The 23,274-nt window shown below is 68.6% G+C and carries 20 protein-coding genes; 11 read left to right on the top strand and 9 right to left on the bottom strand.

Annotated features, from left to right (window positions below; translation table 11 throughout):
- Window positions 1–21: 21 nt before the first annotated feature.
- Genes H8S61_RS12620 through H8S61_RS12605 form a run of 4 tightly spaced genes read right to left on the bottom strand, consistent with a single transcriptional unit; the run spans window position 22 to window position 3,884 of the window.
- Window positions 22–975, bottom strand: coding sequence for a helix-turn-helix domain-containing protein (locus H8S61_RS12620; protein ID WP_160942601.1), 954 nt, complete (start codon window positions 973–975; stop codon window positions 22–24).
- Window positions 962–2,506: an ABC transporter ATP-binding protein gene (locus H8S61_RS12615; RefSeq protein WP_186939220.1), complete on the bottom strand. Its 1,545-nt coding sequence runs from the start codon at window positions 2,504–2,506 to the stop codon at window positions 962–964. Before H8S61_RS12615 ends, H8S61_RS12620 begins: the two co-directional genes overlap by 14 nt.
- Window position 2,507: 1 nt before the next feature.
- Window positions 2,508–3,251 (bottom strand): energy-coupling factor transporter transmembrane component T, encoded by a 744-nt coding sequence (locus H8S61_RS12610; protein WP_222617693.1) that lies wholly within the window; start codon window positions 3,249–3,251, stop codon window positions 2,508–2,510.
- Window positions 3,252–3,254: 3 nt separating this feature from the next.
- Window positions 3,255–3,884 carry an MptD family putative ECF transporter S component gene (locus H8S61_RS12605; RefSeq protein ID WP_160942604.1) on the bottom strand — a complete coding sequence of 210 codons (630 nt, stop codon included), beginning with the start codon at window positions 3,882–3,884 and terminating at the stop codon, window positions 3,255–3,257.
- Between the two features lie 418 nt (window positions 3,885–4,302).
- Between H8S61_RS12605 and H8S61_RS12600 the strand changes: the two genes are divergently transcribed.
- The 4 genes from H8S61_RS12600 (at window position 4,303) to H8S61_RS12585 (ending at window position 9,171) form a co-directional block, all read left to right on the top strand.
- Window positions 4,303–4,524, top strand: coding sequence for a hypothetical protein (locus tag H8S61_RS12600; protein ID WP_015761088.1), 222 nt, complete (start codon window positions 4,303–4,305; stop codon window positions 4,522–4,524).
- Between the two features lie 67 nt (window positions 4,525–4,591).
- Entirely contained in the window at window positions 4,592–5,290 is a 699-nt protein-coding gene (locus H8S61_RS12595; protein ID WP_160942605.1) for a TetR/AcrR family transcriptional regulator, read from the top strand.
- A 281-nt stretch (window positions 5,291–5,571) separates the two neighbouring features.
- Window positions 5,572–7,398, top strand: coding sequence for an ABC transporter ATP-binding protein (locus tag H8S61_RS12590; RefSeq protein ID WP_186939218.1), 1,827 nt, complete (start codon window positions 5,572–5,574; stop codon window positions 7,396–7,398).
- A 9-nt stretch (window positions 7,399–7,407) separates the two neighbouring features.
- Complete coding sequence (locus tag H8S61_RS12585; protein ID WP_086414811.1) at window positions 7,408–9,171, top strand: ABC transporter ATP-binding protein; 1,764 nt, start codon at window positions 7,408–7,410, stop codon at window positions 9,169–9,171.
- Here the strand turns inward: H8S61_RS12585 and phnX are convergent.
- Entirely contained in the window at window positions 9,155–9,928 is a 774-nt protein-coding gene (gene phnX / locus H8S61_RS12580; protein ID WP_015761084.1) for a phosphonoacetaldehyde hydrolase, read from the bottom strand. The genes H8S61_RS12585 and phnX overlap by 17 nt on opposite strands.
- Before the next feature lies 1 nt (window position 9,929).
- Window positions 9,930–11,036 carry a 2-aminoethylphosphonate--pyruvate transaminase gene (locus tag H8S61_RS12575; RefSeq protein ID WP_186939217.1) on the bottom strand — a complete coding sequence of 369 codons (1,107 nt, stop codon included), beginning with the start codon at window positions 11,034–11,036 and terminating at the stop codon, window positions 9,930–9,932.
- Between the two features lie 404 nt (window positions 11,037–11,440).
- Here H8S61_RS12575 and H8S61_RS12570 point away from each other — a divergent pair, with 404 nt between their 5' ends.
- From H8S61_RS12570 to H8S61_RS12540, 7 genes are all read left to right on the top strand, one after another.
- The gene (locus H8S61_RS12570; RefSeq protein WP_015761082.1) at window positions 11,441–12,148 is read left to right on the top strand and encodes a TetR/AcrR family transcriptional regulator; all 708 of its coding nucleotides are present in this window, start codon (window positions 11,441–11,443) and stop codon (window positions 12,146–12,148) included.
- Window positions 12,145–12,336 (top strand): cysteine-rich KTR domain-containing protein, encoded by a 192-nt coding sequence (locus H8S61_RS12565; protein WP_057385171.1) that lies wholly within the window; start codon window positions 12,145–12,147, stop codon window positions 12,334–12,336. The genes H8S61_RS12570 and H8S61_RS12565 overlap by 4 nt, the downstream gene beginning before the upstream one ends.
- A gap of 132 nt (window positions 12,337–12,468) precedes the next feature.
- A complete protein-coding gene (locus tag H8S61_RS12560) occupies window positions 12,469–14,298 on the top strand; it encodes an ABC transporter ATP-binding protein (protein WP_222617692.1) in 1,830 nt (609 codons plus the stop codon).
- Window positions 14,295–16,034 (top strand): ABC transporter ATP-binding protein, encoded by a 1,740-nt coding sequence (locus H8S61_RS12555; protein WP_015761080.1) that lies wholly within the window; start codon window positions 14,295–14,297, stop codon window positions 16,032–16,034. Before H8S61_RS12560 ends, H8S61_RS12555 begins: the two co-directional genes overlap by 4 nt.
- Before the next feature lie 81 nt (window positions 16,035–16,115).
- Window positions 16,116–16,754, top strand: a complete 639-nt coding sequence (locus H8S61_RS12550) for an MptD family putative ECF transporter S component (RefSeq protein WP_015761079.1) — start codon at window positions 16,116–16,118, stop codon at window positions 16,752–16,754.
- On the top strand, window positions 16,754–17,527 hold the full coding sequence (locus H8S61_RS12545; RefSeq protein WP_255466612.1) for an energy-coupling factor transporter transmembrane component T: 774 nt from the start codon (window positions 16,754–16,756) through the stop codon (window positions 17,525–17,527). Before H8S61_RS12550 ends, H8S61_RS12545 begins: the two co-directional genes overlap by 1 nt.
- The gene (locus tag H8S61_RS12540; RefSeq protein ID WP_186939215.1) at window positions 17,521–19,053 is read left to right on the top strand and encodes an ABC transporter ATP-binding protein; all 1,533 of its coding nucleotides are present in this window, start codon (window positions 17,521–17,523) and stop codon (window positions 19,051–19,053) included. Before H8S61_RS12545 ends, H8S61_RS12540 begins: the two co-directional genes overlap by 7 nt.
- A gap of 3 nt (window positions 19,054–19,056) precedes the next feature.
- On the opposite strand, the gene H8S61_RS12535 is transcribed toward H8S61_RS12540, so the two are convergent.
- The 3 genes from H8S61_RS12535 to H8S61_RS12525 all read right to left on the bottom strand — a co-directional run bounded on the left by H8S61_RS12535 (window position 19,057) and on the right by H8S61_RS12525 (window position 23,054).
- Entirely contained in the window at window positions 19,057–21,099 is a 2,043-nt protein-coding gene (locus H8S61_RS12535) for a heavy metal translocating P-type ATPase (protein ID WP_186939214.1), read from the bottom strand.
- A gap of 405 nt (window positions 21,100–21,504) precedes the next feature.
- Window positions 21,505–21,780, bottom strand: a complete 276-nt coding sequence (locus tag H8S61_RS12530; RefSeq protein ID WP_021409250.1) for a metal-sensing transcriptional repressor — start codon at window positions 21,778–21,780, stop codon at window positions 21,505–21,507.
- A gap of 38 nt (window positions 21,781–21,818) precedes the next feature.
- Window positions 21,819–23,054, bottom strand: a complete 1,236-nt coding sequence (locus H8S61_RS12525; RefSeq protein WP_186939213.1) for an MFS transporter — start codon at window positions 23,052–23,054, stop codon at window positions 21,819–21,821.
- Between the last annotated feature and the right edge of the window lie 220 nt (window positions 23,055–23,274).

The raw sequence follows: 23,274 nt of genomic DNA, 5'->3' as shown, positions 1-23,274 counted from the left end.
GGTGCGGCGGGCGTCCGAACGTCAGCCGCGGGCGCGCCAGGCCGAGGGGGTCGCGCCGAAGCGCTCGACGAAGGCGGCGGCGAACTTGCTGGGGTTGCGGTAGCCCACGCGCGCCGCGACGCTGGCGACGCTCTCGCGGCTCCCCGCAAGCAGACGCGCGCCTTCCTCGACGCGGCATTGGCGGCGGTACGCCATGGGCGACAGCCCATAGGCGTGCAGGAAGCGCTGCTTGAACGTGGAGAGGCCCATGTTCGCGCAGCGCGCCGCATCTTCGAGCGCGAGGTCTTCGTCCAGGTTGCTGCCGAGCAGGTCGAGCGCGCGTTCGAGGGCGAGCGCATGATCGTGGGTGCAATAGGGAAACGTCTTCCACACGGGGCGCTCGGTGGCGTCGAGCAGCGCGACCAGCTCGAGGGCCTTCAGGCGCATGCGCTCGATGCGCGCCCGATCGTCGATGCGGTAGAACGAGGCCAGCAGGGACGCCAGGGTGTCGTCGGGCAGGAAGATGCGGCATCCGTCCCCGCCAGCATAGCGCTCGCGCAGCGCGTTGAAGTCGACGCCGCCCGTCGCGTCGTGCGCCCTGAGCGTGGAGCTGCCGGTCTCGTACTCGATGCTGAGCGTCAGCCCCACGTAACGGGGCATGGGGTAGCGCATCTGCCGCTTGGTGATGCGCTGGTCGTGCACCGCGCATTCTCTTTCGTGGATGAAGTAGCTTTTGCCGTTGGCGCTGGCTATCTCGCCGCGGCCCTGCTGGCACCATTCGATATGAAGCGAACGAGGCTCGCTGCTCTTCCAGGTCAGCGAGCCATGCGGGATGTCGTTGAACGTGAGATTCACGCCCTCGAACAGCTCCCAGTCCTCTACGATGCCGGACGCTCCGTTGTCCAGCGCGAGCCGGAACACGGTGCGCGGGCCGTCCTTCTCGACGATATCGAAGCGGCCGGCGTTGCGCGTGGCCAGGTACTCAAGGCTTTTCATCCAAAGCTCCTTCGTGCATGAAGAACCCGCTCAGCCGACGCGTTCCCGCCGCGTCGAGCGGATAGGATTCCATGATACCCCCGTCCTCGAGGCGCACCACCCACGAACAGCAGGCCATGATGAACTCGGGATCGTGGGTGATCACGAGCTGCGCCGCCCCGCGACGCCGCACGTCGTGGATCAGCCGGGCGACCTGCCTCATGTGGTGGAGGTCGAGCCCGCTCGTGGGCTCGTCGTATACGATCACCTCGCGTTCGCTGGCCAGGGCGGACGCGATGCACGCCCGCTGCTTCTGCCCTCCCGACAGCGAGAGCGGGTGGTCGGCCGCGCGTTCGTCGAGGTCGAGCGCGGCCAACAGGCGATGCGCTGCTTCCTCGTCGGGCTTCGCCATGCTCAGCAGCACCTCGTCCAGCACGCTCTCGGCGAATAGCTGATGGTTCGCGTCCTGCATCACCTGGAAGCAGCTGCCTGCGCGCGCACGGCGCGAGCGGGCGCGTCCGTCGACGGTGAGGGTTCCCTTGCAGCGGTTGAGGCCGCACAGCGCGTTGGCGAACGTGGACTTGCCGGCGCCGTTCGCGCCGATCACGGCCACGACGGCGCGTCGCGGCAGCTGCGCGTGCGGGATGTCGAGCGCGCAGCGCGAGCGCACGCCGCGGCGGTAGGAGAAAGAGAAGCCGTCGAGCGCGAGCGTTTCGGCAGGCTCTGCGGGCTCGGCCGCTGCCGGGGGCTGCACGAACGCCGCGGAGAGCCGCAGCGTTCGCAGCCCGAGCTCTTCCAACTCCCGGTCGTCGAGCGAGCGCAGCTCGGTTCCGCTCCACTGGCGCGCGACCGCCCCATCGCGCAGGTAGTAGGCCCGGTCGACGAGGTCGGCCAGGTAGTGCAGCCGGTGCTCCGCCACCAGCACCGCGCAGCCCTCGCGCTTCCAGCGCTCGACGGCGGCGCGCAGGTGCGCCATCGAGGGGAAATCCAGGTTCGAAGACGGCTCGTCCAGCACCACCAGCCGTGGCCCGGCGGCGGTGGCGCTGGCGCAGGCGATGCGCTGCTTCTGCCCGCCGGACAGGTCGAAAAGGCTCCGCCCCATGAGCGGCTCCAGCTCGAACGCCGTGGATGCGGCGTCGATGCGCCGTTCGATCTCGGCGCGCTCCATGCCCTGGTTCTCGCAGCTGAAGGCCAGCTCGCCGCGCACGTCGACGTTGAAGAACTGGGACTTCGGGTTCTGGAACACCGAGCCTACGAGGCGCGCCGTGTCGTGCAGCGGCGCGTCGGCCACGTCCAGCCCGCCCACGCGCACTCGTCCTTCCACGCGGCCCTCGTAGTAGTGGGGCGCGAGGCCGTTGGCCAGGCGGGTGAGCGTGGTCTTGCCGCAGCCCGACGGGCCGCACAGCAGCACCACCTCGCCGGACGCCGCTTGCAGGTCGACGCGGCGCACGCCGGCACCCTCCCGCCCGTTCGCGTAGGAGAACGAAACGTCTTCCATGACGAGTGTGGGCTCGCTGGTCGAGCCCGCGCTTCGGTTTCCCTCGACATCCATCTCAAGCCCCTATCCAACCGAGGCTGCTCGCCACGAGCAGCCCTACCGACACGGCGCACGCCGCCCACACGACGACGTCCGCCGCGCCGAAGCCGATGTCGCAGATGTTCGTCCGCCTGACGGGCGCGCCCAGCCCGCGCGTCAGCGACGCGGCCGACAGGTCCTCGCCTATCTGCACGGCGCACGAGATGAGCGGCACCAGGCGGTACTCCACGAGCGATACCGGACCGGCCTTGCCCAGCCTCAGGTTGCGCATGCGCATGGCGGAGCCCACGGCGCGCGCCTCCTCGCCGAGGGTGGGGAAGAAGCGGAACAGCACCGACAGCGGGATGATCAGCCATTGCGGCGCATGTACGCGCTCGGCTGCGGCCATGAACTCCGACACCGTGGTGGTGGCGAACACGAAGTACGCCGTGGCGATGGTGGGCAGAAAGCGCGAGGCGATCATGCACGAGGCCACGATAGCGAAGTTCAACGGCCCTTCGACCAGGGGCACCGCGAGCGCGGTGAGGCTCCACGATGCCGCGTAGGCGACCAACAGCCCCGCCGCCGCGCCGATGCGGCCCGACACGGCCAGCAGCGCGAAGGGAGCCAGCAGCATGAGCACGCGCGCCGCGTCCATGACCGGGCCGCTCCCGCCTACCAACAGCGCGGTCGACACTGAAACGAGCAGCACGAGCTTGGTGCGAGGATCCAGGCGCACGGTGCGCTCCACGGCCCCGGTCTGCAGCAGTTCCACGGCCATGCCCTACGCGATGCCCGCGCGCTTGAAGTGCTTCCCCAGCACCTTGAGGCCGATGAGCCCGCCGACGATGCCGGTGACGAAGCACGCGATCAACATGGCCGGGTACGCCCACGGCTGCAGGTAGCCCATGAGCTCGTTGACGTAGGCGTCGCCGAACTGCCCGCGCATGGTGGCGTAGTAGCTGTCGGCCGTGAGCAGCATGGGCAGGAAGTTGCCGATCATCCAGCAGCTGAACACGCCGTGCGACAACACGCTCATCTTCGCGTTGGCGTAGCCCCCAGCGCGCACGATGAGGTCGGCGATCAAGCCGCATACCAAGCCGGTGACGATGCTGAAGTAGCCCATGCCCGTGACGAACATGATGATGCCCACGAGCAGCCCCATGATGGTGATCATGCCGAACTTCTTCACGCGGGTGAGGTACAGCATGTAGGGGATGCCCGCTACGAGTGGGATGATGCCGCAGATGAGCACCATAAAGATGGGAATGAAGCCCAGGCACGCCACCGCGAACACGATGACGAAGTAGATGGCGGTGAATATGCCGATGTTGATGAAGTCCTTGCCGTTCAGCCTTCCGCCTGCGGAGGCGGGCGAGGAGCCCAACGCGGCCCCGGACGAGGTCGTCTTCATGGTTGGTCCAGCCTTTCTTGCCGAAGCGCGCAGGTGCGTGCCCGGCCGATGTCGAGGGTCGATGCAGATGGGGATACGGGACGTGCGGACGTGCGCTTGCACGGACCCGGCGTCCGGTTCGCCGGCTCACGATCTCCGGAGTAAAAGTTAACCTAAGCGAACCATTGGCATGATACGGCATTGCATAGGGGTTGTGCAGCTCCGAAAAGCCGTCGCAAGCCCGAGCAGCCGACCGTTCGGAGCAGGAGGGGGCGAGAGGGGGTCGAGGAGGGAGTGCGCGGCGAGGTCGGGTCGCGAGGAGGCGGGATGCGGGATGCAGAGGATTCGCGTTACCTTGAGGAGCTCATTCCTTTAAAGTTAGCAATGGCTAACAATGTGGTATCATGGGCGTCGTCATCGGAGATGGAAGGCGGTACCTATGGTTGTCGGCGTGCACAAGTCGCTTGAAGAGGGTCGGACGTATTCCTACGCCGAGCTGCGCGACCGGTTCGGCCTCGCAGGCCCGGACCTGGAGCGGGTGCTCGATCGTCTCGTGGAGCGCGGGCGGCTGAAGCCGGTGCTCTTCCGCCGCGTGCAGCAGGCGGGGCGCGCGTCGCTCGTCTGCGCCACGCGCGAGAGCCATCTGCGCTGGGAGGCGTGAGCGCGCTCGTGCCGATAGGCCGCGCTTCCAGCATCGCCGTCGCGCCGCGCAGCCGCTTTGGGGTATCATGGCTGCAACGACGGACGAGACCGGGCGGGGGACCATGCGCAACCACAAGACGCCTGCAGGCGAAACGGCGGGAAGCGAGCGGCGCGATGCGCGCGGCCGCCTCATGTCGTGCGCCGTCGCGGAGTTCATGGAGAAGGGGTTCGCCGGAGCTTCGCTGCGCTCGATAGCCGCGGCTGCCGATATGACCACGGGCGCCATCTACGGGTACTTCTCCGGCAAGGAGGCCCTGTTCGACGCCGTCGTAGCCCCGGCCGCCGACGAGCTGTACGCCCGCTACGAGGGCGCCCAGGACCGGTTCTACGAGCAGCCTCTCGAGGCCCAGACGTTCGAGCGGATGAGGGTCTACGAAGAGCGCATGATGCACGATCTGCTCGACTTCGTCTACGACAACCGCGACGCGTTCGTCCTCGTGTTCGCGAGATCGGCCGGCACCGCGTGGGAGCGCTACCTCGACCGCTTCATCGAGCTTGAAGTGCGGAGCACCGCCCGCTACGTGCGCGAGATGCGCGAGCACGGCATCGGGGTCGTCGAGCCCACGCCCGAGATGTCGCGCATCCTGGCCGGTATGTTCTTCCGCGGCTACTTCGAGCCGCTGCTGCTGGGCCTGTCGCGCGAGGCGGCCCACGCGTTCGTCGCCGATTTCGAGCGCTTCTTCCACGCCGGCTACGAGACGATCATGAGCCCCCAGCCGTCGTGATCCTCGGCTCGCCCCGATGTTTCACGTGAAACATCCGTTCCCTTCGCGACGGCGGATGCGCGCTCGCGCAACGGGACGCGCGTGCGCAACGGGACGCGCTCGCGCAACGGGACGCGTGCTCGTTCGCCCTTCCTTCCGCTACGATCCTCGCCGAATCGCGACATCGCGCGCCCGTCCGTCCCCGCACGATCCGCATCGGGGCGAAAAAGTTGTAACAATGTTATATAACGGTGTTATACTTCCGAATGTAAGCCTGAGGTAACTTTCGGAAAGGAATGCGTATGGATGCGGGAAACGCGGTTGTTGCGGACGATGCCTGCGTCGGCGCGCCCGAGCGGGGCCCGGCGTCCGCGGAGAAGCGGGAGCCGAACCCGGTGGCGCTGCTGCTGGCGTGGTCGGAGGAGAACAGGGGCCGCTACGCGCTGTCGGTGCTGCTGGCCGTGATCGGCGTGGCGGGCAGCATCGTGCCGTACGTGGCGGCGGGGCAGATGATCGTGGGCGTGCTGGGCGGGGTGCGCGACTTCGGCTTCTACCTCATGTGGTGCGGCGTGGCGGCGGCGGGCTACGCCGGCTACATCGTGTGCCACCACGCCTCGACCGCCGTGTCGCACAAGGCCACCTTCTCCACCATCAGCAAGGTGCGCCGGCGCATCGCCGACAAGCTCACGCGCGTGCCGCTGGGCTACGTGCTGGACACGCCTTCGGGCAAGCTCAAGAACATCATGGTGGAGAAGGTGGACAGCATCGAGACGACGCTGGCGCACGTGGTGCCCGAGATGACGTCGAACCTGCTGGTGCCCGTTGCCGTGGTGGCGTTCATGTTCGCGCTCGACTGGCGCATGGCGCTCGTGGCGCTCGTCACGCTGCCCATCGGGTTCGTGGCCTACATGGGCATGATGAAGGACTACGACCGGTGGTACGCGAAAACGGTGCAGGCCGGCGAGGACATGAGCACCACGGCGGTCGAGTACGTGAACGGCATCGAGGTGATCAAGGCGTTCGGCCGGTCGGCCAGCTCCTACGAGAAGTTCTCGGAGACGGTGGGCCGCTACGCGCGCTCGTTCATCGACTGGATGCACCACGTGCAGATCTTCCAGGACCTGGGCCTGGCCATCTGGCCGGCCACGCTGGTGACGGTGCTGCCGGTGGGATGCCTGTTCATCCTGCAGGGCACGCTCGAGCCGGCCACGCTCGTGATGGTCGCCGTGCTGTCGCTGTCCATCTTCCCGCCGCTGTACGCGGCCATGAGCTTCATCGACTCGCTCGCGCAGATCGGCACGGTGGTGGAGCAGATCACCGCCATCCTCGACGAGCCGGAGCAGCGCCGCGCCTCGGCGTCGGTCGGCGCCGAGGCCCCGGCGCAGCCGCGTGGCACGCGCATCGAGCTCGAGGGCGTGCGCTTCTCCTACGGGCGCGAGGAGGTCGTCCACGGCGTGGACCTGGCCATCGAGCCGGGGCAGGTGACGGCGCTCGTCGGGCCGTCCGGATCGGGCAAGTCGACGCTCGCGCGCCTGATCGCCGGGTTCTGGGACGCGGACGCCGGCACGGTGCGCCTCGGCGGCGTGCCGGTGGGCGAGCTCTCGGCCGAGCAGCTTGCGGGCTGCATCTCGTACGTCGAGCAGGACAACTACCTGTTCGACGACACGGTGATGGAGAACATCCGCATGGGCAGGCCGGGCGCTTCCGACGAGGAGGTGGTGGCCGTGGCGAAGGCGAGCGGCTGCCACGAGTTCATCGAGGCGCTCGAGCACGGCTACCGGACGGTGGTGGGCGGCGCGGGCGGCCACCTCTCGGGCGGCGAGCGCCAGCGCATCGCCATCGCGCGCGCCATGCTCAAGGACGCGCCCGTGGTCATGCTCGACGAGGCCACGGCGTACACCGACCCCGAGAACGAGGCGATCATCGAGCAGGCCGTGGGCAAGCTGGTGGCGGGCAAGACGCTCGTCGTCATCGCGCACCGCCTGTCCACCATCGTCGATGCCGACAAGATCGTCGTCGTGCGCGACGGGCGCATCGAGGCCCAGGGCACGCACGATGAGCTCATGGCCGGCTGCCCGCTGTACGCGGGCATGTACCGCGCCCACATCGACGCCAAAGACGCGGCATAGGAGGCTCGCATGCTCGATACCATCAAGAAGTACTTCGCGTTCGGCGGCAGCTTCGCCGGACACCTCAAGCGCGGCATGGCGTGGTCGGTGCTGAACTCGTTCTTCGAGGCGTGGCAGATGATGGCGTTCGCCGTCGTGCTGTTCGCGCTGGCGGACGGGACGCTTTCCGAGGCCACGATGTGGACGGCGCTCGCCATCATGCTGGGCAGCATCGCGGGCTGCTTCGTCACCTCGCACTTCAAGAGCGAGAACTTCTGCAAGGGGAACTTCTCCATGACGGGCGAGAAGCGCCTGCAGATCGGCGACCGGATGCGCTACCTTCCCATGGGCTACTTCAACGAGAACAGCCTGGGCGCCATCTCGGGCACGATGACCAACACGCTGGACGACGTGCAGAACGCCGGGGGCCAGGTGTACTCGAACGTCATCTCGGGGTTCGTGTTCTCGGGGCTCATGGCGCTCATGCTGCTGGTCTTCGATTGGCGGCTCGGCGCCGTGGTGATCGCGACCATCGCGCTGTTCCTGCTGATCAACAGCGCGATGCAGCGGAGCGCGCACGCGTTGTCAGGCCAGCGCATGGCCGCGCAGAGCGCCATCGTGGGTGCGGTGCTGGAATACGTGCAGGGCATGGGCGTGGTGCGCGCGTTCTCGATGACGGGCGACGCCGAGCGGAAGCTGTCGGGCGCCATCGCCGAATGCGAGCGCATGAACGTGTCGTTCGAGTTCAAGTTCATCCGCTTCGCCGTGCTGCAAACCGTGCTGACCAAGACGTCGAGCGTGCTCATGTGCCTCGTGTGCGTGTGGTGCTGGATCGCGGGTACCATGGACGCGGGCGTGTGCCTCGTGGCCATCGTGGCGTCGTTCATGGTGTACGGGAAGCTGGAGATGTCCGGCACGTTCGCCAGCCTGCTGCGCCAGATCGACATCTGCATGGACAAGGTGAACGCCATGATCGCCACGCCGGCCATGGACGAGGGGGCCGGGGTCGAGCGGGCCGACGGCCTCGACATCGAGCTGCGCGACGTGTCGTTCGGCTACGAGAACCGCACGGTGATCGACCGCGTGTCGCTGGCCATCCCCGCGCGCACCACGTGCGCCATCGTGGGGCCGAGCGGCTCGGGGAAGACCACGTTGACGCAGCTCATCGCACGGTTCTGGGACGTTGACGCCGGGCGCATCACGCTGGGGGGCGTCGACGTGCGCGACTGGAAGGTGGACGAGCTGCTGGGCAACTTCTCCATGGTGTTCCAGGGCGTGTACCTCTTCGAGGACACCATCGAGAACAACATCAAGTTCGGCCGGCCCGACGCCACGCACGAAGAGGTGGTGGAGGCCGCGCGCCGCGCGTGCTGCCACGAGTTCGTGGAGGGGCTGCCCGAGGGCTACGCCACGCGCCTGGGAGAGGGCGGCGCCACGCTGTCGGGCGGCGAGCGCCAGCGCCTCTCCATCGCGCGCGCCATCCTGAAGGATGCGCCCATCGTCATCCTCGACGAGGCCACCGCCAACGTCGACCCGGAGAACGAGCGCGACCTGCAGCGCGCCATCGCCGAGCTGACGCGCAGCAAGACGGTCATCATGATCGCGCATCGCCTGAAGACCGTGCGCGACGCCGACCAGATCGTCGTGCTCGACGGCGGGCGCATCGTGCAGCGCGGCACGCACGATGCGCTCATGGCCGAAGGAGGCCTCTACGCCGATTTCGTGGGCATGCGCGAGCGCGCGATCGGCTGGAAGCTGGGCGGGGCTGCGACCTGCGCTAACGCTCCTGCCTGAGCAACTGCGGGAGCTCGGCCAGGGTGCGCACCACGGCGTCGGCCCCGGCTGCGCGGAAGCGGGCCTCCACCCGGTCGCGCGCCCGGTCGCGCTCGGCCGGGCTCAGGGCCTCGTACTCCTCCTGCGCAAGCCCCAGCTCGGAGCTGCCCTCGATCACGCCGATGGTGAACACGCCCGCCGCCTTGCCCTCGCGCATGTCCGAGGCGGTGTCGCCCACCTTGGCGGCCGCCTGCACCGAGCTCACGCCGAGGGCCTCCAGGTTGCGGAATACCATGTAGGGCCACGGGCGGCCCTTGCCGTGCGTGGCGTCGGGGGTGATGGAGAAGTCGGGCGCGTAGCCGCGCTCGCGGGCGGCGGGCGCCACGATGGCCATCATCTTGTCGGTGTAGCCGGTGGTGGCGCCGATGCGCACGCCCGCGGCGCGCAGCTCGGCCACCGTGTCCAGCACGTGGGGCTTCGGCTCGGCGAAGCGGGGGAGGATGGACAGCAGCTTGCCCTCGAACAGGGCGTACAGGGCCTGCGCGTCGTCCTCGTCGGGCCGCTTGCCGTGCACGCGCTCCCATGCGGAGGCGATGCGCTCCATGCGCAGCATCTCCCTGATGTGGTCGATTTTCAGCATGCCCATGGGCGCGCGCGTTTCCTCCATCGTGGGCTTCACGCCGTGGTGCTCGAACACGTCGGCGAACGCCTGCACGGGCGCGAAGCACCCGTAATCGACCGTCGTGCCCGCCCAGTCGAAGATGACCGCTTCAACCATGCTACGCCTCCTTGCGCTTCGTTGCGACGAACTCGCCGAGGATGCTCGTCACGTTGAGGATGTCCGCCGGGTAGATCTCGCCGATGGTGCCGATGCGGAAGGTGTCGCCGTCCGTGAGTTTCCCCGGGTAGATGACGTACCCGCGCGCCTTGACGTAGTCGTACATCTCGCGGAAGGTGAACGCCACGTCGGCCGGGTGCGCGAAGGTGGTGATGATGGGCCCCTGGTTCTCGGTGAGGTAGGGCTCGAAGCCCAGCGCGCGCATGCGCTCGATGAGCAGCCGGTTGTTCTCGGCGTACCGCGCCGCCCGCGCGCTCACGCCGCCCTCCTCCTCCAGCTCGCGCAGGGCCTGGGCGAAGGCGAGCACCGCGTTGGTGGGCGAGGTGAAGCGCCACTTCCCGCCGTCGCGCTCCATGGTCTGCCACTGGGCGTACAGGTCGAGCGACAGGCTGCGCGCCTTGCCGCGGCTGCCTTCCAGCAGGTCGCGACGGCAGATGGCGAAGGAGAAGCCGGGCACCCCCTGGATGCACTTGTTCGCGCTGCTCACGATGAAGTCGATGCCCCAGTCCTCCACGGGGATGTCGATGCCGCCGAAGCTGGACATGGCGTCGACGATGAACGCCGCCCCTGCGCGCTTGGCCACGGCGCCTGCGGCCTCGATGTCGTTGACCAGGCCCGACGTCGTTTCGCTGTGCACCATGGCCACGTGCGTGATGGAGGGGTCGGCGGCCAGGTGCGCGGCGACGCGCCGCGCGTCGACGGGGGTGTCGTAGGGCTCGGCGTACACGGTGACGGGCACGCCCGCCTGGCGGCAGATCTCGGCGAGGCGGTCGCCGTAGGCGCCGTTCGCGCAGACGAGCACGCGCTCGTCGTCGCCAACCACGCTCGTCAGCACGGATTCGTTGCCGAACGTGCCGCTGCCCTGCATGAGCACGGCCGTGTAGCGCTCGGGCGCGACGTGGGCGAGGCGCAGCAGGTGGGCGCGGATGTCCTGCGTGATGCGTTTGTAGTCGTCGTCCCAGGTGCAGTGGTCGAACAGCATCTGCTCCTTCACCGAGCGCGTGGTGGTGAGCGGGCCGGGCGTCAGCAGCTTGTAGGTAAGCTCCAAAGCGATCTCCTCCGATGGCGAAAGCGGGTTTTCTTCGCACCGTATTCTGCGTTTGGAACGTTTGGCCCTCGTCAACCGCGGGTAAAGATCGCGCAAATTCGCAGGAGAGGCGGGACGGGGCGCTAGGCCGCTTCCGCGTCCGGCTCGAGGTCGCGCAGGGCGGTTGCCGCGCCGGGCGCCGAGGCGGGCGATGCGTCGCCGCTCGGCGCGGAGTCGCCGCGGTGCGATCCGCCCCCTCCCGACGCGTCGTGCGAAGCCTCCGGGAAAATAAGTTAGCCACAGTTGACATAAGAAGAGGTGCTCACTATAATTCGAACCGTCGGTTTGAGACCGTTGGTTTTGATGGCGGTGGGCGCGCCCTGCGAGGAGGCGCCCGAGGTGGAAGCTCGAGGAGGTGCGAAGGCGTGAAGCGGATCGAGGGCGTGACCGAGCGGTTGCTGGCGGCTGCGCGCGAGGAGTTCCTGGAGAAGGGCTACGAAGCCGCGTCGCTGCGCGCCATCGCCGAGCGTGCCGGGTCGAGCAAAGGGGCCATCTACGTGCGCTACGCCGACAAGGAGGCGCTGTATGCGGCCGTGGTCGACCCGGTGATCGAAGAGCTGTGCCTGTTCTTCACCGAGGAGTTCGACGGCTTCGGCAAGCTGCCCGCTGACGTGCAGCAGTCCACGATGAACGACTATGCCGACCAGGGCATAGGGCTCATGATGGACTACATCTACGACCACTTGGCCGAGTTCAAGATCCTCGTGACCAACGGCGGCGAGCGCTACGACGAGTTCATGCACCGCGTGGTGGAGTTGAACAGCGCGACGACCTACCGCTACATCGAAGCCGTCGGCAGCGACGCCGTGACGGCGGGGCGGCTGACGCCCGAGCTCATGCACATGATATCGAGCGCCTGCTTCTCGGGCATCTTCGAGGCCGTTGCGCACGACATGGGGCGCGACGAGGCGAAGGCCTACGTCGAGCGCCTGTGCCTGTTCTTCCGCGCGGGCTGGCAGGCCATCTTCGACCCGCAGTTCGCGGCATTGGTCGACCTGGCCGCGCAAATGCCCGATGCGCCCGTGCAGGACGTGGCCGCTCGCCTCGTCGAAGCGCGCGGGGGTGCGCCATGAGGTGTCTCGTCGACGCCGAAGGCTGGGTTCGCTGCCCGGTGTGCGGCGCCAAGACGAGGACGAAGGTGCGTGCCGACACGCACCTGGTCCGGTTCCCCCTGTACTGCCCGAAATGCCATCGCGAAACGGTGGTGGATCGGCGGCCGGAGGGGGAGGCACGTCGATCGGACGCGCGTACAACGACATAGAACGACATAGAACGACCCGCGCAGAGCCAGACGCATTCGACGCAGAGCCGCACCGCAGGGACTTCCGGAAGGAGCCTGCGGTGCGGCTCTTTTCATGCGCCCGGCCTGCTTCGAAGAGAAGGAGACGTCCTCATGACGGATAGTGCAGGCGGGGTCGCGGCAGCCGATGCGGTTGCCGTGCCCGCCGAGAAGGCCCCGCTCCCGAACCCGCGCGCCGCGTCCGCGGAACCTGCCGCGACGAAGCCCTTCGCGCGCTTGCGATCGCTGGCAGCGCCCCATCGGGGGCTCTACCTCAAGTCCATCCTGCTGGCCGTGGCGGGCGTGGCGTGCGGCTTCCTGCCCTACGTCGCCGTGGCCAACATCGCCACAGCGCTCATAGCCGGAACCACCGACCTCGCATTCTACCTGGGCTGGTGCGCGCTCGCCGCGGCCGGGCAGGTGGCGAAGGCGTTCCTGTCGGGCGCCTCCACCACCACCTCGCACCGTGCCACGTTCGCCGTGCTGTCGGAAGTGCGCCGCGCGCTGGCCGCCAAGCTCGACCGCATGCCGCTGGGCTACGTGCTGGAAACCCCCTCGGGCAAGCTGAAGGCGCCGTTCGTGGAGCGCGCCGAACAGCTGGAGGTGCCGCTGGCCCACGTGGTGCCCGAGATGACGGCGAACCTGCTGGTGCCGCTGGGCATCATCGCCGTCATCTTCGCGCTGGATTGGCGCATGGGGCTGGCGTCGCTCGTCACCATTCCCATCGGCATGCTGTGCTATGCGGTGGAGATGCGCGACTACGCCGAGAAGTACGGGCGCGTGGTGGCCGCGAAGAACCACATGGGCGCCACCATCGTGGAGTACATCGGCGGCATCGAGGTGATCAAGGCGTTCGGACGCAGCGCCTCGTCCTACGCCAAGTTCACCGACGCGGTGAAGGCGAACTCCGGGCTCATGATGGACTGGTCGCGCACCACGCTGCCGTGGACGGCCATCATGATGAGCGTGTGGCCCAGCGTGCTGCTGGGCGTGTTGCCCGTGGGCTGCTTCCTGTTCATGGACGGGTCGCTCTCGGCTGCCACGTTCATCACCGTGATCGTGCTGTCGTTGGGCATCATCGGGCCTTTGTTCTCGGCCATCATGTTCACCGACGACATCGCCAAGATATCCACCATCGTGGGCGAGATCGGCACGGTGCTCGACCAGCCCGAGATGAACCGTCCGACGCGCCCGTGCCCGGTGCGAGGCTCGCGCATCGAGCTTGACGACGTGACGTTCTCCTACGGCGACGTGCCCGTGCTCAAGGGCGTGACGCTTTCGATCGCCCCCGGATCCATGGTCGCGCTCGTGGGGCCGTCGGGTTCGGGCAAGTCCACCGTCGCGAAGCTCATCGCCTCGCAGTGGGAGGCTGCGGGCGGGGCCGTGCGCATCGGCGGCTCCGATGTGCGCGACATGCCGCTTTCGCAGGTGGCCGACGCGATAGCCTACGTGGCCCAGGACAACTACCTGTTCGACGACACGGTGATGGAGAACATCCGCATGGGGCGTCCCGACGCCACCGACGAGGAGGTGACAGCCTGCGCGAAGGCGAGCGGCTGCCACGAGTTCATCACGGCTTTGGAGCACGGCTACCAGACCGTGGTGGGCGGTGCCGGCGGGCATCTGTCGGGCGGCGAGCGCCAGCGCATCGCCATCGCGCGCGCCATGATGAAGGACGCGCCCATCGTCATCCTCGACGAGGCCACGGCGTACACCGACCCCGAGAACGAGGCGGTCGTCCAGGACGCCGTGGCGCGCTTGGCGCGCAACAAGACGCTCGTCGTCATCGCGCACCGGCTTTCCACCGTCACGCATGCCGACGCCATCGCCGTGATGGACGACGGGCGCGTGGTGGCCTGCGACACGCACGAGAACTTGCTGGAAACCTGTCCGCTGTACGCGAGCATGTGGGCCGCGCACGAGTCTGTGAGGGACGTCGCATGATCAAGATATTCAAGAAGTTCTTCCGATTCTCGGGCGAGCATCGGCGCGCCTGGTACCTGTCCGTCGTGCTGGAGTTCTTGCGCTGCATCGCCGAGGCCATCCAGTTCTTTCCGCTGTTCCTCGTGCTGCTGCACCTCGTGGACGGCACGATGACGCCCGCTGTGGCGTGGACGGCGCTGGGGTTGGTGGCGCTTTCGGTGGCGCTGCAGGCCGTCCTGCACTACTTCAGCCACAAGCTGGAGATGCGCGCGTGCTACCTCATGCTGGACGACAAGCGCATCTCCATCGGCGAGCGCATGAAGTACATGCCCATGGGATACTTCAACGACCGCAGCCTGGGCAACCTGACCGCCATCTGCACGTCCACCATGGAGGACCTCGAGTCCATGGCCGGCGCCATCGTCGTGCGCATCCTGGCGGGCGTCCTGCATGCGCTCGTGTTCTCGCTCGGCTTCATGATCATCGATTGGAGGATCGGCCTCATCTTCCTGGCGGGCGTGGTTGCCATGCTGCTGGTGAACTCGCGCATGCTGGCCATGTCGCGGAAGTACTCGCCCGAGCGTCTGGCGGCCCAGATGAGGCTGGTGGACGCGGTGCTCGAGTACATCCAGGGCATGAGCGTAATCAAGGCGTTCAGCTTGTCGGGGCGCGCGGGCACGTCCATCGAGGACACCATCGACGAGACGGAGCGTCAGAACTTCAAGCTGGAGAAGAAGAGCATTCCCTACACCATCGCCCAGCAGGTGGTGCTGCGCCTGTTCGCGGTGGCGGCCATCGCGGCGTCCATCGTGTTCTTCCTGGGCGGGACGATGTCGCTGTTCGTGTGCCTGCTGATGGTGATCGGCGGCTTCCTCGTGTACGGGCAGCTGGAGGGGGCGGGCTCCCTGTCGTTCATGCTCCCCATGGTGGAGGCGTCCATCGATCGCGTGGAGGAAGCCGATTCCGCGCCGTACATGGACGAGCGCGGCACGGTGCGCAGCGCGCCGGGGCATGCGATAGAGTTCGCGCACGCCAGCTTCTCCTACGGCGAGCGCACGGTGATCGACGACGTGTCGCTGAGCATCCCCGAGCGCACCAGCTGCGCCATCGTGGGGCCGTCCGGGTCGGGCAAGACCACGCTCGTGAACCTCATGGCCCGCTTCTGGGACGTGGACGCGGGCACGGTGTCGCTGGGCGGCGAGGACGTGCGCGACTGGAAGCTCGACGAGCTCATGGCGCACTTCGCCATGGTGTTCCAGGACGTCTACCTGTTCAACGACACCATTGAGAACAACATCAAGTTCGGCCGTCCCGATGCCACGCACGAGCAGGTGGTGGCCGCGGCGCGGGCCGCGCGCTGCCACGACTTCGTCGAGGCGCTGCCGGAGGGCTACGCCACGATGCTGGGCGAGGGCGGGGCGACGGTGTCGGGCGGCGAGAAGCAGCGCATCTCCATCGCGCGAGCGCTGCTGAAGGACGCGCCCATCGTGCTGTTGGACGAGGCCACGGCGAACGTGGATCCGGAGAACGAGGACGAGCTGCAGGCCGCCATCGAGGAGCTGACCCGGCGCAAGACCGTGGTGATGATCGCGCACCGGTTGAAGACCGTGCGGCATGCCGACCAGATCCTCGTGCTCGACGGCGGGCGCATCGTGCAGCGCGGCACGCACGACGAGCTCATGGCCGAAGGCGGCATCTACGAGGACTTCGTGCGCATGCGCGAGAAAGCCCTCGGCTGGAAGGTGGGCGCGGCCTAGCCAGCTGGCGGGACGGGTCGGAAGGCGGGCGGGGCGATGGGCCCTGCCCTTGTTGGAAGCATCGGAGAAAGAAGGTTTTGTATGGCGCAGGTTCAAACGACGAAGGGCGCACCTCGGGGCGCGAAGCGCGAGATCGAGCAGAAAGCGGGCATCGGGGTGCGCGACCTCGTGACGGTGGCGGTGTTCTCGGTCATCTATTTCATCATCTTCTTCGCGTGCGGGTGCTTGGGGTTCGTGCCCGTCATGGCGTTTCTGTTCCCGCTGCCGCTCGCGCTGGTGTCGGGCATCCCGCAGATGCTGTTCTACACGAAGGTGCGTTCGTTCGGCATGGTCACCATCATGGGGGCGCTGCTGGGCCTTCTGGCGTTCCTGATGGGCTACGGGCCCATCGGGCTGGGCTTCGGCATCGTGTTCGGGCTGATCGCCGACTTGATCCTGCGCGCCGGGGCGTACAAGAGCACCCGGTGCGCCGTGGCCGCGCACGCTGCGTTCAGCCTGTGGGTGGTGGGCACTATGCTGCCCATGTGGATCTTGGGGCAGGCGTACTTCGAGCCGTTCCGCTCCTCGCAGGGCGACGCGTACGTGAACGAGATGCTGGGCCTGCTTTCGGGCGGCATGCTGGCTGTGGTGGTGATCGGCATCGTGGCCTGCGCCGTCGTGGGCGCGCTCGTCGGCCGCGCGGTGCTGAAGAAGCACTTCGAGCGCGCGGGGATCGCGTGATGAAGGCCGTCGCGCTCGTCGCTTCGGAGGGCCCTGCGCGCGCATCGGAGGCGCGCAGGGCCTTGCGGCTCGACCCGCGCACGAAGGTGCTCATGCTCGTGTGCGCGAACGTGACGCTCCTGTGCTCGGGGTTCGATGCGGCCGGCTTCGTGCTCAAGTTCCTCGTGGCGGGCATCGTGGTGGCCCTGCTGATCGCGGCGGGGCGTCGCGCGGCGGGTATCGGGTTCGCGGCGGTCTTCGCGGCTGCGGCCCTGCTGGAGCAGATGAACGAGCGCGGCCTGCTGGACGCCCTCGGGTCCACGAGCGCCGCCGCCGTGACGCTGCGGTTCCTGTCGGCGCTCGTGCTGCAGCTCATGCCGGGCACCATGTTCGCCTACTACCTGTTCGCCACGACGAAGGTGAGCGAGTTCGTGGCGGCGATGGAGCGGGTGCGCCTGCCGCAGCGCGTGATCATCCCGTTCGCGGTGGTGTTCCGGTTCTTTCCCACGGTGCTGGAGGAATACCGCTCCATCCGCGATGCCATGCGCCTGCGCGGCGTGGGTTGGCGGAGCGGGCCGGTGGCCCTCGTGGAGTATCGGCTCGTGCCGCTGGTGGCGGGCATGGTGAAGATAGGGGACGAGCTGTCGGCGGCCTCGGTCACGCGCGGCCTGGGCGGCGAGGCCGTGCGGACGAGCCGCTGCCGCATCGGGTTCGGGGCGGCGGATGCGGCGCTGGCGACCGTGTTCTTGGCGTGCGCGGCGGCGACGGCGGCGAAGGGGCTGATGGGATGGTAGCGAACGGATCGGCCGCGGCCGTTTCGGCGACGCACGTGTCGTTTCGGCACAAGGGTGCGTCTGCGGGTTATGCGCTCGACGACCTGGAGCTCGAGGTTCCGGCGGGCGAGGTGGTGGTGTTGTGCGGGCGCTCGGGCTGCGGCAAGACCACGGTCACGCGCCTGCTGAACGGGTTGATCCCGCAATTCTACGAGGGCGATCTGTGGGGGCGCGCGGACGTGCTGGGCGTCGATCCGTCCGTCGAGCCCATCACGCGCCTGGCAACCGTCGTGGGCAGCGTGTTCCAGAACCCGCGCAGCCAGTTCTTCAACGTGGACACCACGAGCGAGCTGGCCTTCGGGTGCGAGAACATGGGGTGGGCCCCGACGCTCATCGACGCGGCGATGGCCGGCGTCGTCGTGCGTTTCGGGCTGGAGGACCTGCTCGACCGCAACCTGTTCAAGCTCTCCGGGGGCGAGAAGCAGAAGATCGCCTGTGCGAGCGTGTCGGCCCACGACCCGCAGCTCCTCGTTCTGGACGAGCCGGCGTCGAACCTGGACGTGGCCTCCATCCGCATGCTGGCGTCCATCGTGGCGCAGTGGAAGGCCGAGGGGCGCACGGTGGTGGTGGCTGAGCATCGCCTGGGCTACCTGCTGGACGTGGCCGATCGGTTCGTGCTCGTGGAGGACGGACGCGTGGCCTGGGAGAAGACGGCGTCCGAGATGGCCGCGCTGTCCGAGGGCGAGCTGCATGCCGCCGGGCTGCGCTCGGTGCGGCCCGTGCGCTTCGAGCGCGCCCCCGCAGGATGCGGCGGGGCGTCGGCCGCGCACGACGAGCCGGCCGGGCTCGAGGTGCGTTCCCTGCGCTTCGGCTACGAGAAGGCGGGCGCGCCGGACGTGGACATGGAAGGGCTCTCGTTTCCGCGCGGGTCCATCGTGGGCGTGCTGGGCGACAACGGCGCGGGCAAGTCGACGTTCGCGCGGTGCCTGTGCGGTCTGGAGAAGCGCGCTCGCGGCGAGGTGTCCGTGAACGGGCGCGCGTGCTCGAACGCGCAACGCCGAAGGTTGTGCTACCTGGTCATGCAGGATGTGAACCACCAGCTGTTCACCGAGAGCGTGCGCGAGGAGGTGGCGCTGTCGCTGCGCAACCGGGCGGAGGGCCCGCTGCGCGGCGAGGCGGCCGAATCCGAGATCGAGGCCGTTCTGGCCGGGCTCGGCTTGACGGATCTCGTCGACCGGCACCCGATGGCGCTGTCCGGCGGCCAGAAGCAGCGCGTGGCCATCGCCAGCGCCGTGGCCAGCGGCCGCGAGGTGTGCGTGTTCGACGAGCCCACGAGCGGCCTGGATTGGGCGCACATGCTGGATACGGCGAACAACCTGCACGGCCTCGCGGCGCGCGGCGTGACGAGCCTGGTGATCACGCACGATCCCGAGCTGGTGGCCGCGTGCTGCGACCACGTGCTGTTCGTGGAAGGGGGCCGCGCGTCCTGGTGGGGACGCCTCGACGACGCGCAGGTGGCGAGACGCGTCGAGGCGTTCTTCGGCTGAGCGTTAGGCCGCTTCCGCGTCCGGCTCGAGGTCGCGCAGGGCGGTTGCCGCGCCGGGCGCCGAGGCGGGCGATGCGTCGCCGCTCGCCGCGGAGCCGCCGCGGTGCTTCCACTTCAGCAGCAGCGCGGAGTTCACGATGACGATGACGGAGCCGGCGTTGTGCACGAGCGCGCCCACGACGGGGTTCAGGATGCCGGTCATGGCCAGCGCGATGGCGACGAAGTTGAGCCCGAGCGAGAATCCCATGTTCAGCTTGATGGTGGTCATCATGCGCTGCGAGATGGCCAGCAGGTGGGGCAGTGCGGCGATGTCGTCGCGCACGAGCGCGATGTCGGCGGCGTCGACGGCGATGTCGCTGCCCGCGCCGCCCATGGCGATGCCCACCGAGGCGCGTTTGAGGGCGGGCGCGTCGTTGATGCCGTCGCCCACCATGCACACGGGCGCGCCTTCGCGCTCGAGGCGCTCGACGGCGGCCAGCTTGTTCTGGGGGAGGCAGTCGGCCTCCACCTCGACGATGCCGGCCTGGGCGGCGATGTGGCGCGCGGCCTGGGCATGGTCGCCGGTGAGCAGCACCGGCTCGACGCCCAGCGTGCGGATGCCGCGCACGGCGGCTTCGGCCGTGGGACGCACGGTGTCGGCCAGCGCGATGAATCCGGCGGCCTGGCCGTCGAGGGCGGCGAGCACCACCGTGCAGCCCTGCTCGGCGAACGGGAGGGCCGCCGCCTGCAGCGCGTCGGCTCCGTCGACGCCCAGCTCGGCCAGCATCTCGCGGTTGCCGGCGGCGACGTCGCGGCCGGCAACCGAGGCGCGCACGCCGCGGCCGGGAACCATGTCGAACGACGACGGGCGGGCGAGCGCGAGTGCGGCGGAGGCCGCGTCCGCGGCTTCGGAGGCCTCCGCGGTTGCGGCCTCGCCCGGCGCGGCGGCCGCGCGCTGCTCCCACCCGCGCACGACGGCTTTGCCGAGGGGGTGCTCGCTCATGCTTTCCGCACTGGCGACCAGGGAATACAGCTGCTCTTCGTCCACCCTCGAACCCTCGATCGTCCCGACGGCCACCACTTCGGGGCGGCCGTAGGTGAGGGTGCCGGTCTTGTCGAACGCCACCTTGCGCACCTTCGCCAGCCGCTCGAGCGCATCGCCTTCGCGCACGAGCACGCCGAGCTTCGTCACGTTGCCGATGGCCGCCATGATGGCCGTGGGCGTGGCCAGCACGAGCGCGCAGGGGCAGAACACCACGAGGATGGTGACGGCGCGGATGATCTCGCCGGTGACGAGCCACGTGCCGGCCGCCGCGGTCAGGGCGATGACGACGATCCAGGTGGCCCATCGGTCGGCGAGGCGCACGATCTTGGCCTTGCCGGCGTCGGCCGACTGCACGAGCTCGATCATGCGGGCGAGCGAGCTGTCCTCGCCCACGCGCTGGGCGCGCATGTCGAACGCCCCGAACTGATTCACCGTCCCGCTCTTCACCTCGTCGCCCGGCGCCTTGTCGACCGGCAGCGATTCGCCGGTCATCACCGACTCGTCGATGGAGGTGCGCCCTTCCAGGACGGTGCCGTCCACCGCCACGGTTTCGCCGGGCAGCACGCGCAGCACGTCTCCCACCTGCACGTCCTCGGCGGCGACGACGGTTTCCGCACCGTCGCGCACGATGCGCGCCGTGCGGGGCGACAGATGCACGAGCCGCTCGATGCCGGCGCGGGCCTTCGCCACCGTCAGGTCCTCCAGCAGCGCGCCCAGCTGCATGATGAGCGCTACCTCGCCGGCGGCGAAGTCCTCGCCGATGGCCACCGCCGCGATGAGCGCGAGCGATACGAGCACGTCGGCCTTGATGTCGAACTCCGTCACCAGCCCGATGACGGCGCCCAGGATGATGGGCGCGCCGCACAGCACGATGGCGATCCAGGCCGGGTTGAAGGGCAGCGTCTCGGGCGCGAAGAAGCTGAATCCCAGCGCGACGGCCGACACGGCCAGCAGCGCGACGTCCTTCTTCGTGCCGCCTCGATCGAGCAGTTCTTCGAGTCGTTCCAGCAAGGGTGCGCGCATGGCCATCGTCTCCTTCGTGAGTGGTTCTCCGTTGCACTTTGGTACCTATGGGGGTATAGGTATAATACTGCGCGAGCGAAGAATTATCCAGAGGTAACTTTTGAACATGGAGGAAGGGGCGGGGAGGGCGAATCGGCGTTGCGCTGCTTGCCGGGCGCCGGGGGGGGGGCAGCGCTCGCCTGGAATGTTTCACGTGAAACATTTGTTCTGGTGGCTTGTTTAGCACGTGGCCGCAGAATGGGATCGAGCCCCCGGTCGTCCTGGGCGGAGGCGTCCGCAGGGCGCCGGTGCCGAAGGGTCCCGCGCGGTGCCAACCGGAGCGGGGAGCTCCCCTCCATCCGGCGGTCATGCGCCCCGCTTCCGTTGCTCCCCGGGGAAGGGGCGGGCGCTCGGTCGCGCGGAAGACTAGCTCATGTTGGAGAAGCGCTCGACGGCTTTGGTGAAGCTTTCGATGGTCTTGTCGGCGTCGCCGTGCTCGATGCCGTCGCGCACGCAGTGCTGGATGTGGCCCTCGAGCACCACCTGGCCGCACTTGTGCAGCGCCGACTTCGCGGCGTTGATCTGCGCGAGCACGTCCTCGCAGGGCACGTCCTCGTCCACCATGCGGTCGATGGCCTGCACCTGCCCGACGATCTTCTTCAGCCTGCGGTGCAGGTTATCCGCGTCCATGCATTGCCTCATGGCGCTCCCTTCGCTTGCGACTCGTTGCGTTCGGGTTCTCATTCTAGGCGAAAAGCGGGCTGCGTGCACGACGGCGTTTCCGGGGCGTCGTGCACGTCGATGCCGTCCGGCGCGCCGGCTGCGCGGTAGCGGCGCTCGTAGCGGGCGGCGAACACCGCGAGCAGCGCGACGGCCGCAAGCGAGAAGGGCACGCCCGCCAGGCTCGGCGAGGCGTAGGACGCGCCGGCGTTGAGCACGGCTTGGCCGATGGTGGCGCCGAACGCGTTGCCCAGGTTGAACGCCACCTGCACGCACGCCGACCCGATCATCTCGCCGCCGCCGCGCCCCACCTTCACCATGAGCAGCTGCTGCGGGCTCGATACGAAGAACATGTCGAAGGCGCACAGGAACATGAGCCCGGCCGCCGTGGCGGGCGTGCCCGAGAACGCGAAGATGAGCGCGAGCGTGATGCAGCCGATGGCCTGGCCGGCCGCCGCCATCTTGCCGGGCGACGTGCGGTCGGTGAGCCGGCCGCCCACGAGCGAGCCGACCACCATGCCGAAGCCCGCCAGCACGAGCAGCGCCGGCAGCGCGTCGGACGGGAAGCCGCCGACGTCCGTCAGCCACGGCGACACGTAGCTCCACCAGCAGAACACGCCGGTGTTGCCCAGCAGCACCGCGCCGATGACCAGCCAGGGGCCCGGCTTCTTGAGGAAGCGGAACTGGCCCGCCAGGCCCGCGTCGGGGATGGGGCGCACGGCGGGCACGAGGCGCGCGACGAGCGCAAACGAGCCGACCGCCCACACGGCGACGAACACGAACGCCGCGCGCCACGACACGAGGCCGGCCAGCAGCGTGCCGCCGGGCACGCCCACCATGTTCGCCACCGTCTGTCCCAGCACCATGATGGACACGGCCTGACCCTCGCGGCCGGGGTCGGCCAGCTCGCGCGCCACGATGGTGGCGGTGCCGAAGAACGCGCCGTGCGGCAGGCCGGACACGAAGCGCGCCGCCGCGAGCACCTCGGCGTTCGGTGCGAGGGCGGCCGCGGCATTGCCGAGCGCCACGAGCGCCACGAACGCGAGCAGCAGCCGCTTGGGCGGCACGCGTCGGCCGAACACGAGGAACAGGGTGCCCACGCACACGCCGAGGGCGTATGCGGAGATGAAGGTGCCGGCCGTCGGCACGCTGACGTGCAGGCCGGAGGCCGTGACGGGGAGGATGCCCATCATCACGAACTCGGCGAATCCGAGCGCGAACGATCCGGTGGCGAGGGCGAGCAGGCTTTTCTTCATGGGTCGGGCGGTTCCTTCGGGACGGGGAGGGGCGGGGCGCTGCGATGCGGCGTGCGCGGCGCAGCCGTGCGGGCTTCGCGCGGAGCTGGGACAGTATGCCATCGCCGCGCGCCGAGCGGTGGAAATTTGTCGGGAATATGACAAACCCTCCATCGGACGAACGCGAAACGCCGCGCCGCTTTTGGAGATTGTCCGGAGACGCTACAATACGATGGTTACG

Origin of the sequence: Eggerthella hominis (genome assembly GCF_014287365.1) — a bacterium.
Taxonomy (GTDB): domain Bacteria; phylum Actinomycetota; class Coriobacteriia; order Coriobacteriales; family Eggerthellaceae; genus Eggerthella; species Eggerthella guodeyinii.
The sequence above is the reverse complement of the archived record's forward strand: the minus strand, read 5'-3'. Positions and strand labels throughout refer to the sequence as shown.

Coding starts and splice junctions, on each gene's coding strand:
- H8S61_RS12545 (WP_255466612.1), top strand. CDS start 16,754: ATGAAGGCCGTCGCGCTCGTCGCTTCGGAGGGCCCTGCGCGCGCATCG.
- H8S61_RS12590 (WP_186939218.1), top strand. CDS start 5,572: ATGGATGCGGGAAACGCGGTTGTTGCGGACGATGCCTGCGTCGGCGCG.
- H8S61_RS12540 (WP_186939215.1), top strand. CDS start 17,521: ATGGTAGCGAACGGATCGGCCGCGGCCGTTTCGGCGACGCACGTGTCG.
- H8S61_RS12530 (WP_021409250.1), bottom strand. CDS start 21,780: ATGAGGCAATGCATGGACGCGGATAACCTGCACCGCAGGCTGAAGAAG.
- H8S61_RS12535 (WP_186939214.1), bottom strand. CDS start 21,099: ATGCGCGCACCCTTGCTGGAACGACTCGAAGAACTGCTCGATCGAGGC.
- H8S61_RS12605 (WP_160942604.1), bottom strand. CDS start 3,884: ATGAAGACGACCTCGTCCGGGGCCGCGTTGGGCTCCTCGCCCGCCTCC.
- H8S61_RS12615 (WP_186939220.1), bottom strand. CDS start 2,506: ATGGATGTCGAGGGAAACCGAAGCGCGGGCTCGACCAGCGAGCCCACA.
- H8S61_RS12585 (WP_086414811.1), top strand. CDS start 7,408: ATGCTCGATACCATCAAGAAGTACTTCGCGTTCGGCGGCAGCTTCGCC.
- H8S61_RS12550 (WP_015761079.1), top strand. CDS start 16,116: ATGGCGCAGGTTCAAACGACGAAGGGCGCACCTCGGGGCGCGAAGCGC.
- H8S61_RS12565 (WP_057385171.1), top strand. CDS start 12,145: ATGAGGTGTCTCGTCGACGCCGAAGGCTGGGTTCGCTGCCCGGTGTGC.
- H8S61_RS12555 (WP_015761080.1), top strand. CDS start 14,295: ATGATCAAGATATTCAAGAAGTTCTTCCGATTCTCGGGCGAGCATCGG.
- H8S61_RS12620 (WP_160942601.1), bottom strand. CDS start 975: ATGAAAAGCCTTGAGTACCTGGCCACGCGCAACGCCGGCCGCTTCGAT.
- H8S61_RS12610 (WP_222617693.1), bottom strand. CDS start 3,251: ATGGCCGTGGAACTGCTGCAGACCGGGGCCGTGGAGCGCACCGTGCGC.
- H8S61_RS12560 (WP_222617692.1), top strand. CDS start 12,469: ATGACGGATAGTGCAGGCGGGGTCGCGGCAGCCGATGCGGTTGCCGTG.
- H8S61_RS12525 (WP_186939213.1), bottom strand. CDS start 23,054: ATGAAGAAAAGCCTGCTCGCCCTCGCCACCGGATCGTTCGCGCTCGGA.
- phnX (WP_015761084.1), bottom strand. CDS start 9,928: ATGGTTGAAGCGGTCATCTTCGACTGGGCGGGCACGACGGTCGATTAC.
- H8S61_RS12600 (WP_015761088.1), top strand. CDS start 4,303: ATGGTTGTCGGCGTGCACAAGTCGCTTGAAGAGGGTCGGACGTATTCC.
- H8S61_RS12595 (WP_160942605.1), top strand. CDS start 4,592: ATGGCTGCAACGACGGACGAGACCGGGCGGGGGACCATGCGCAACCAC.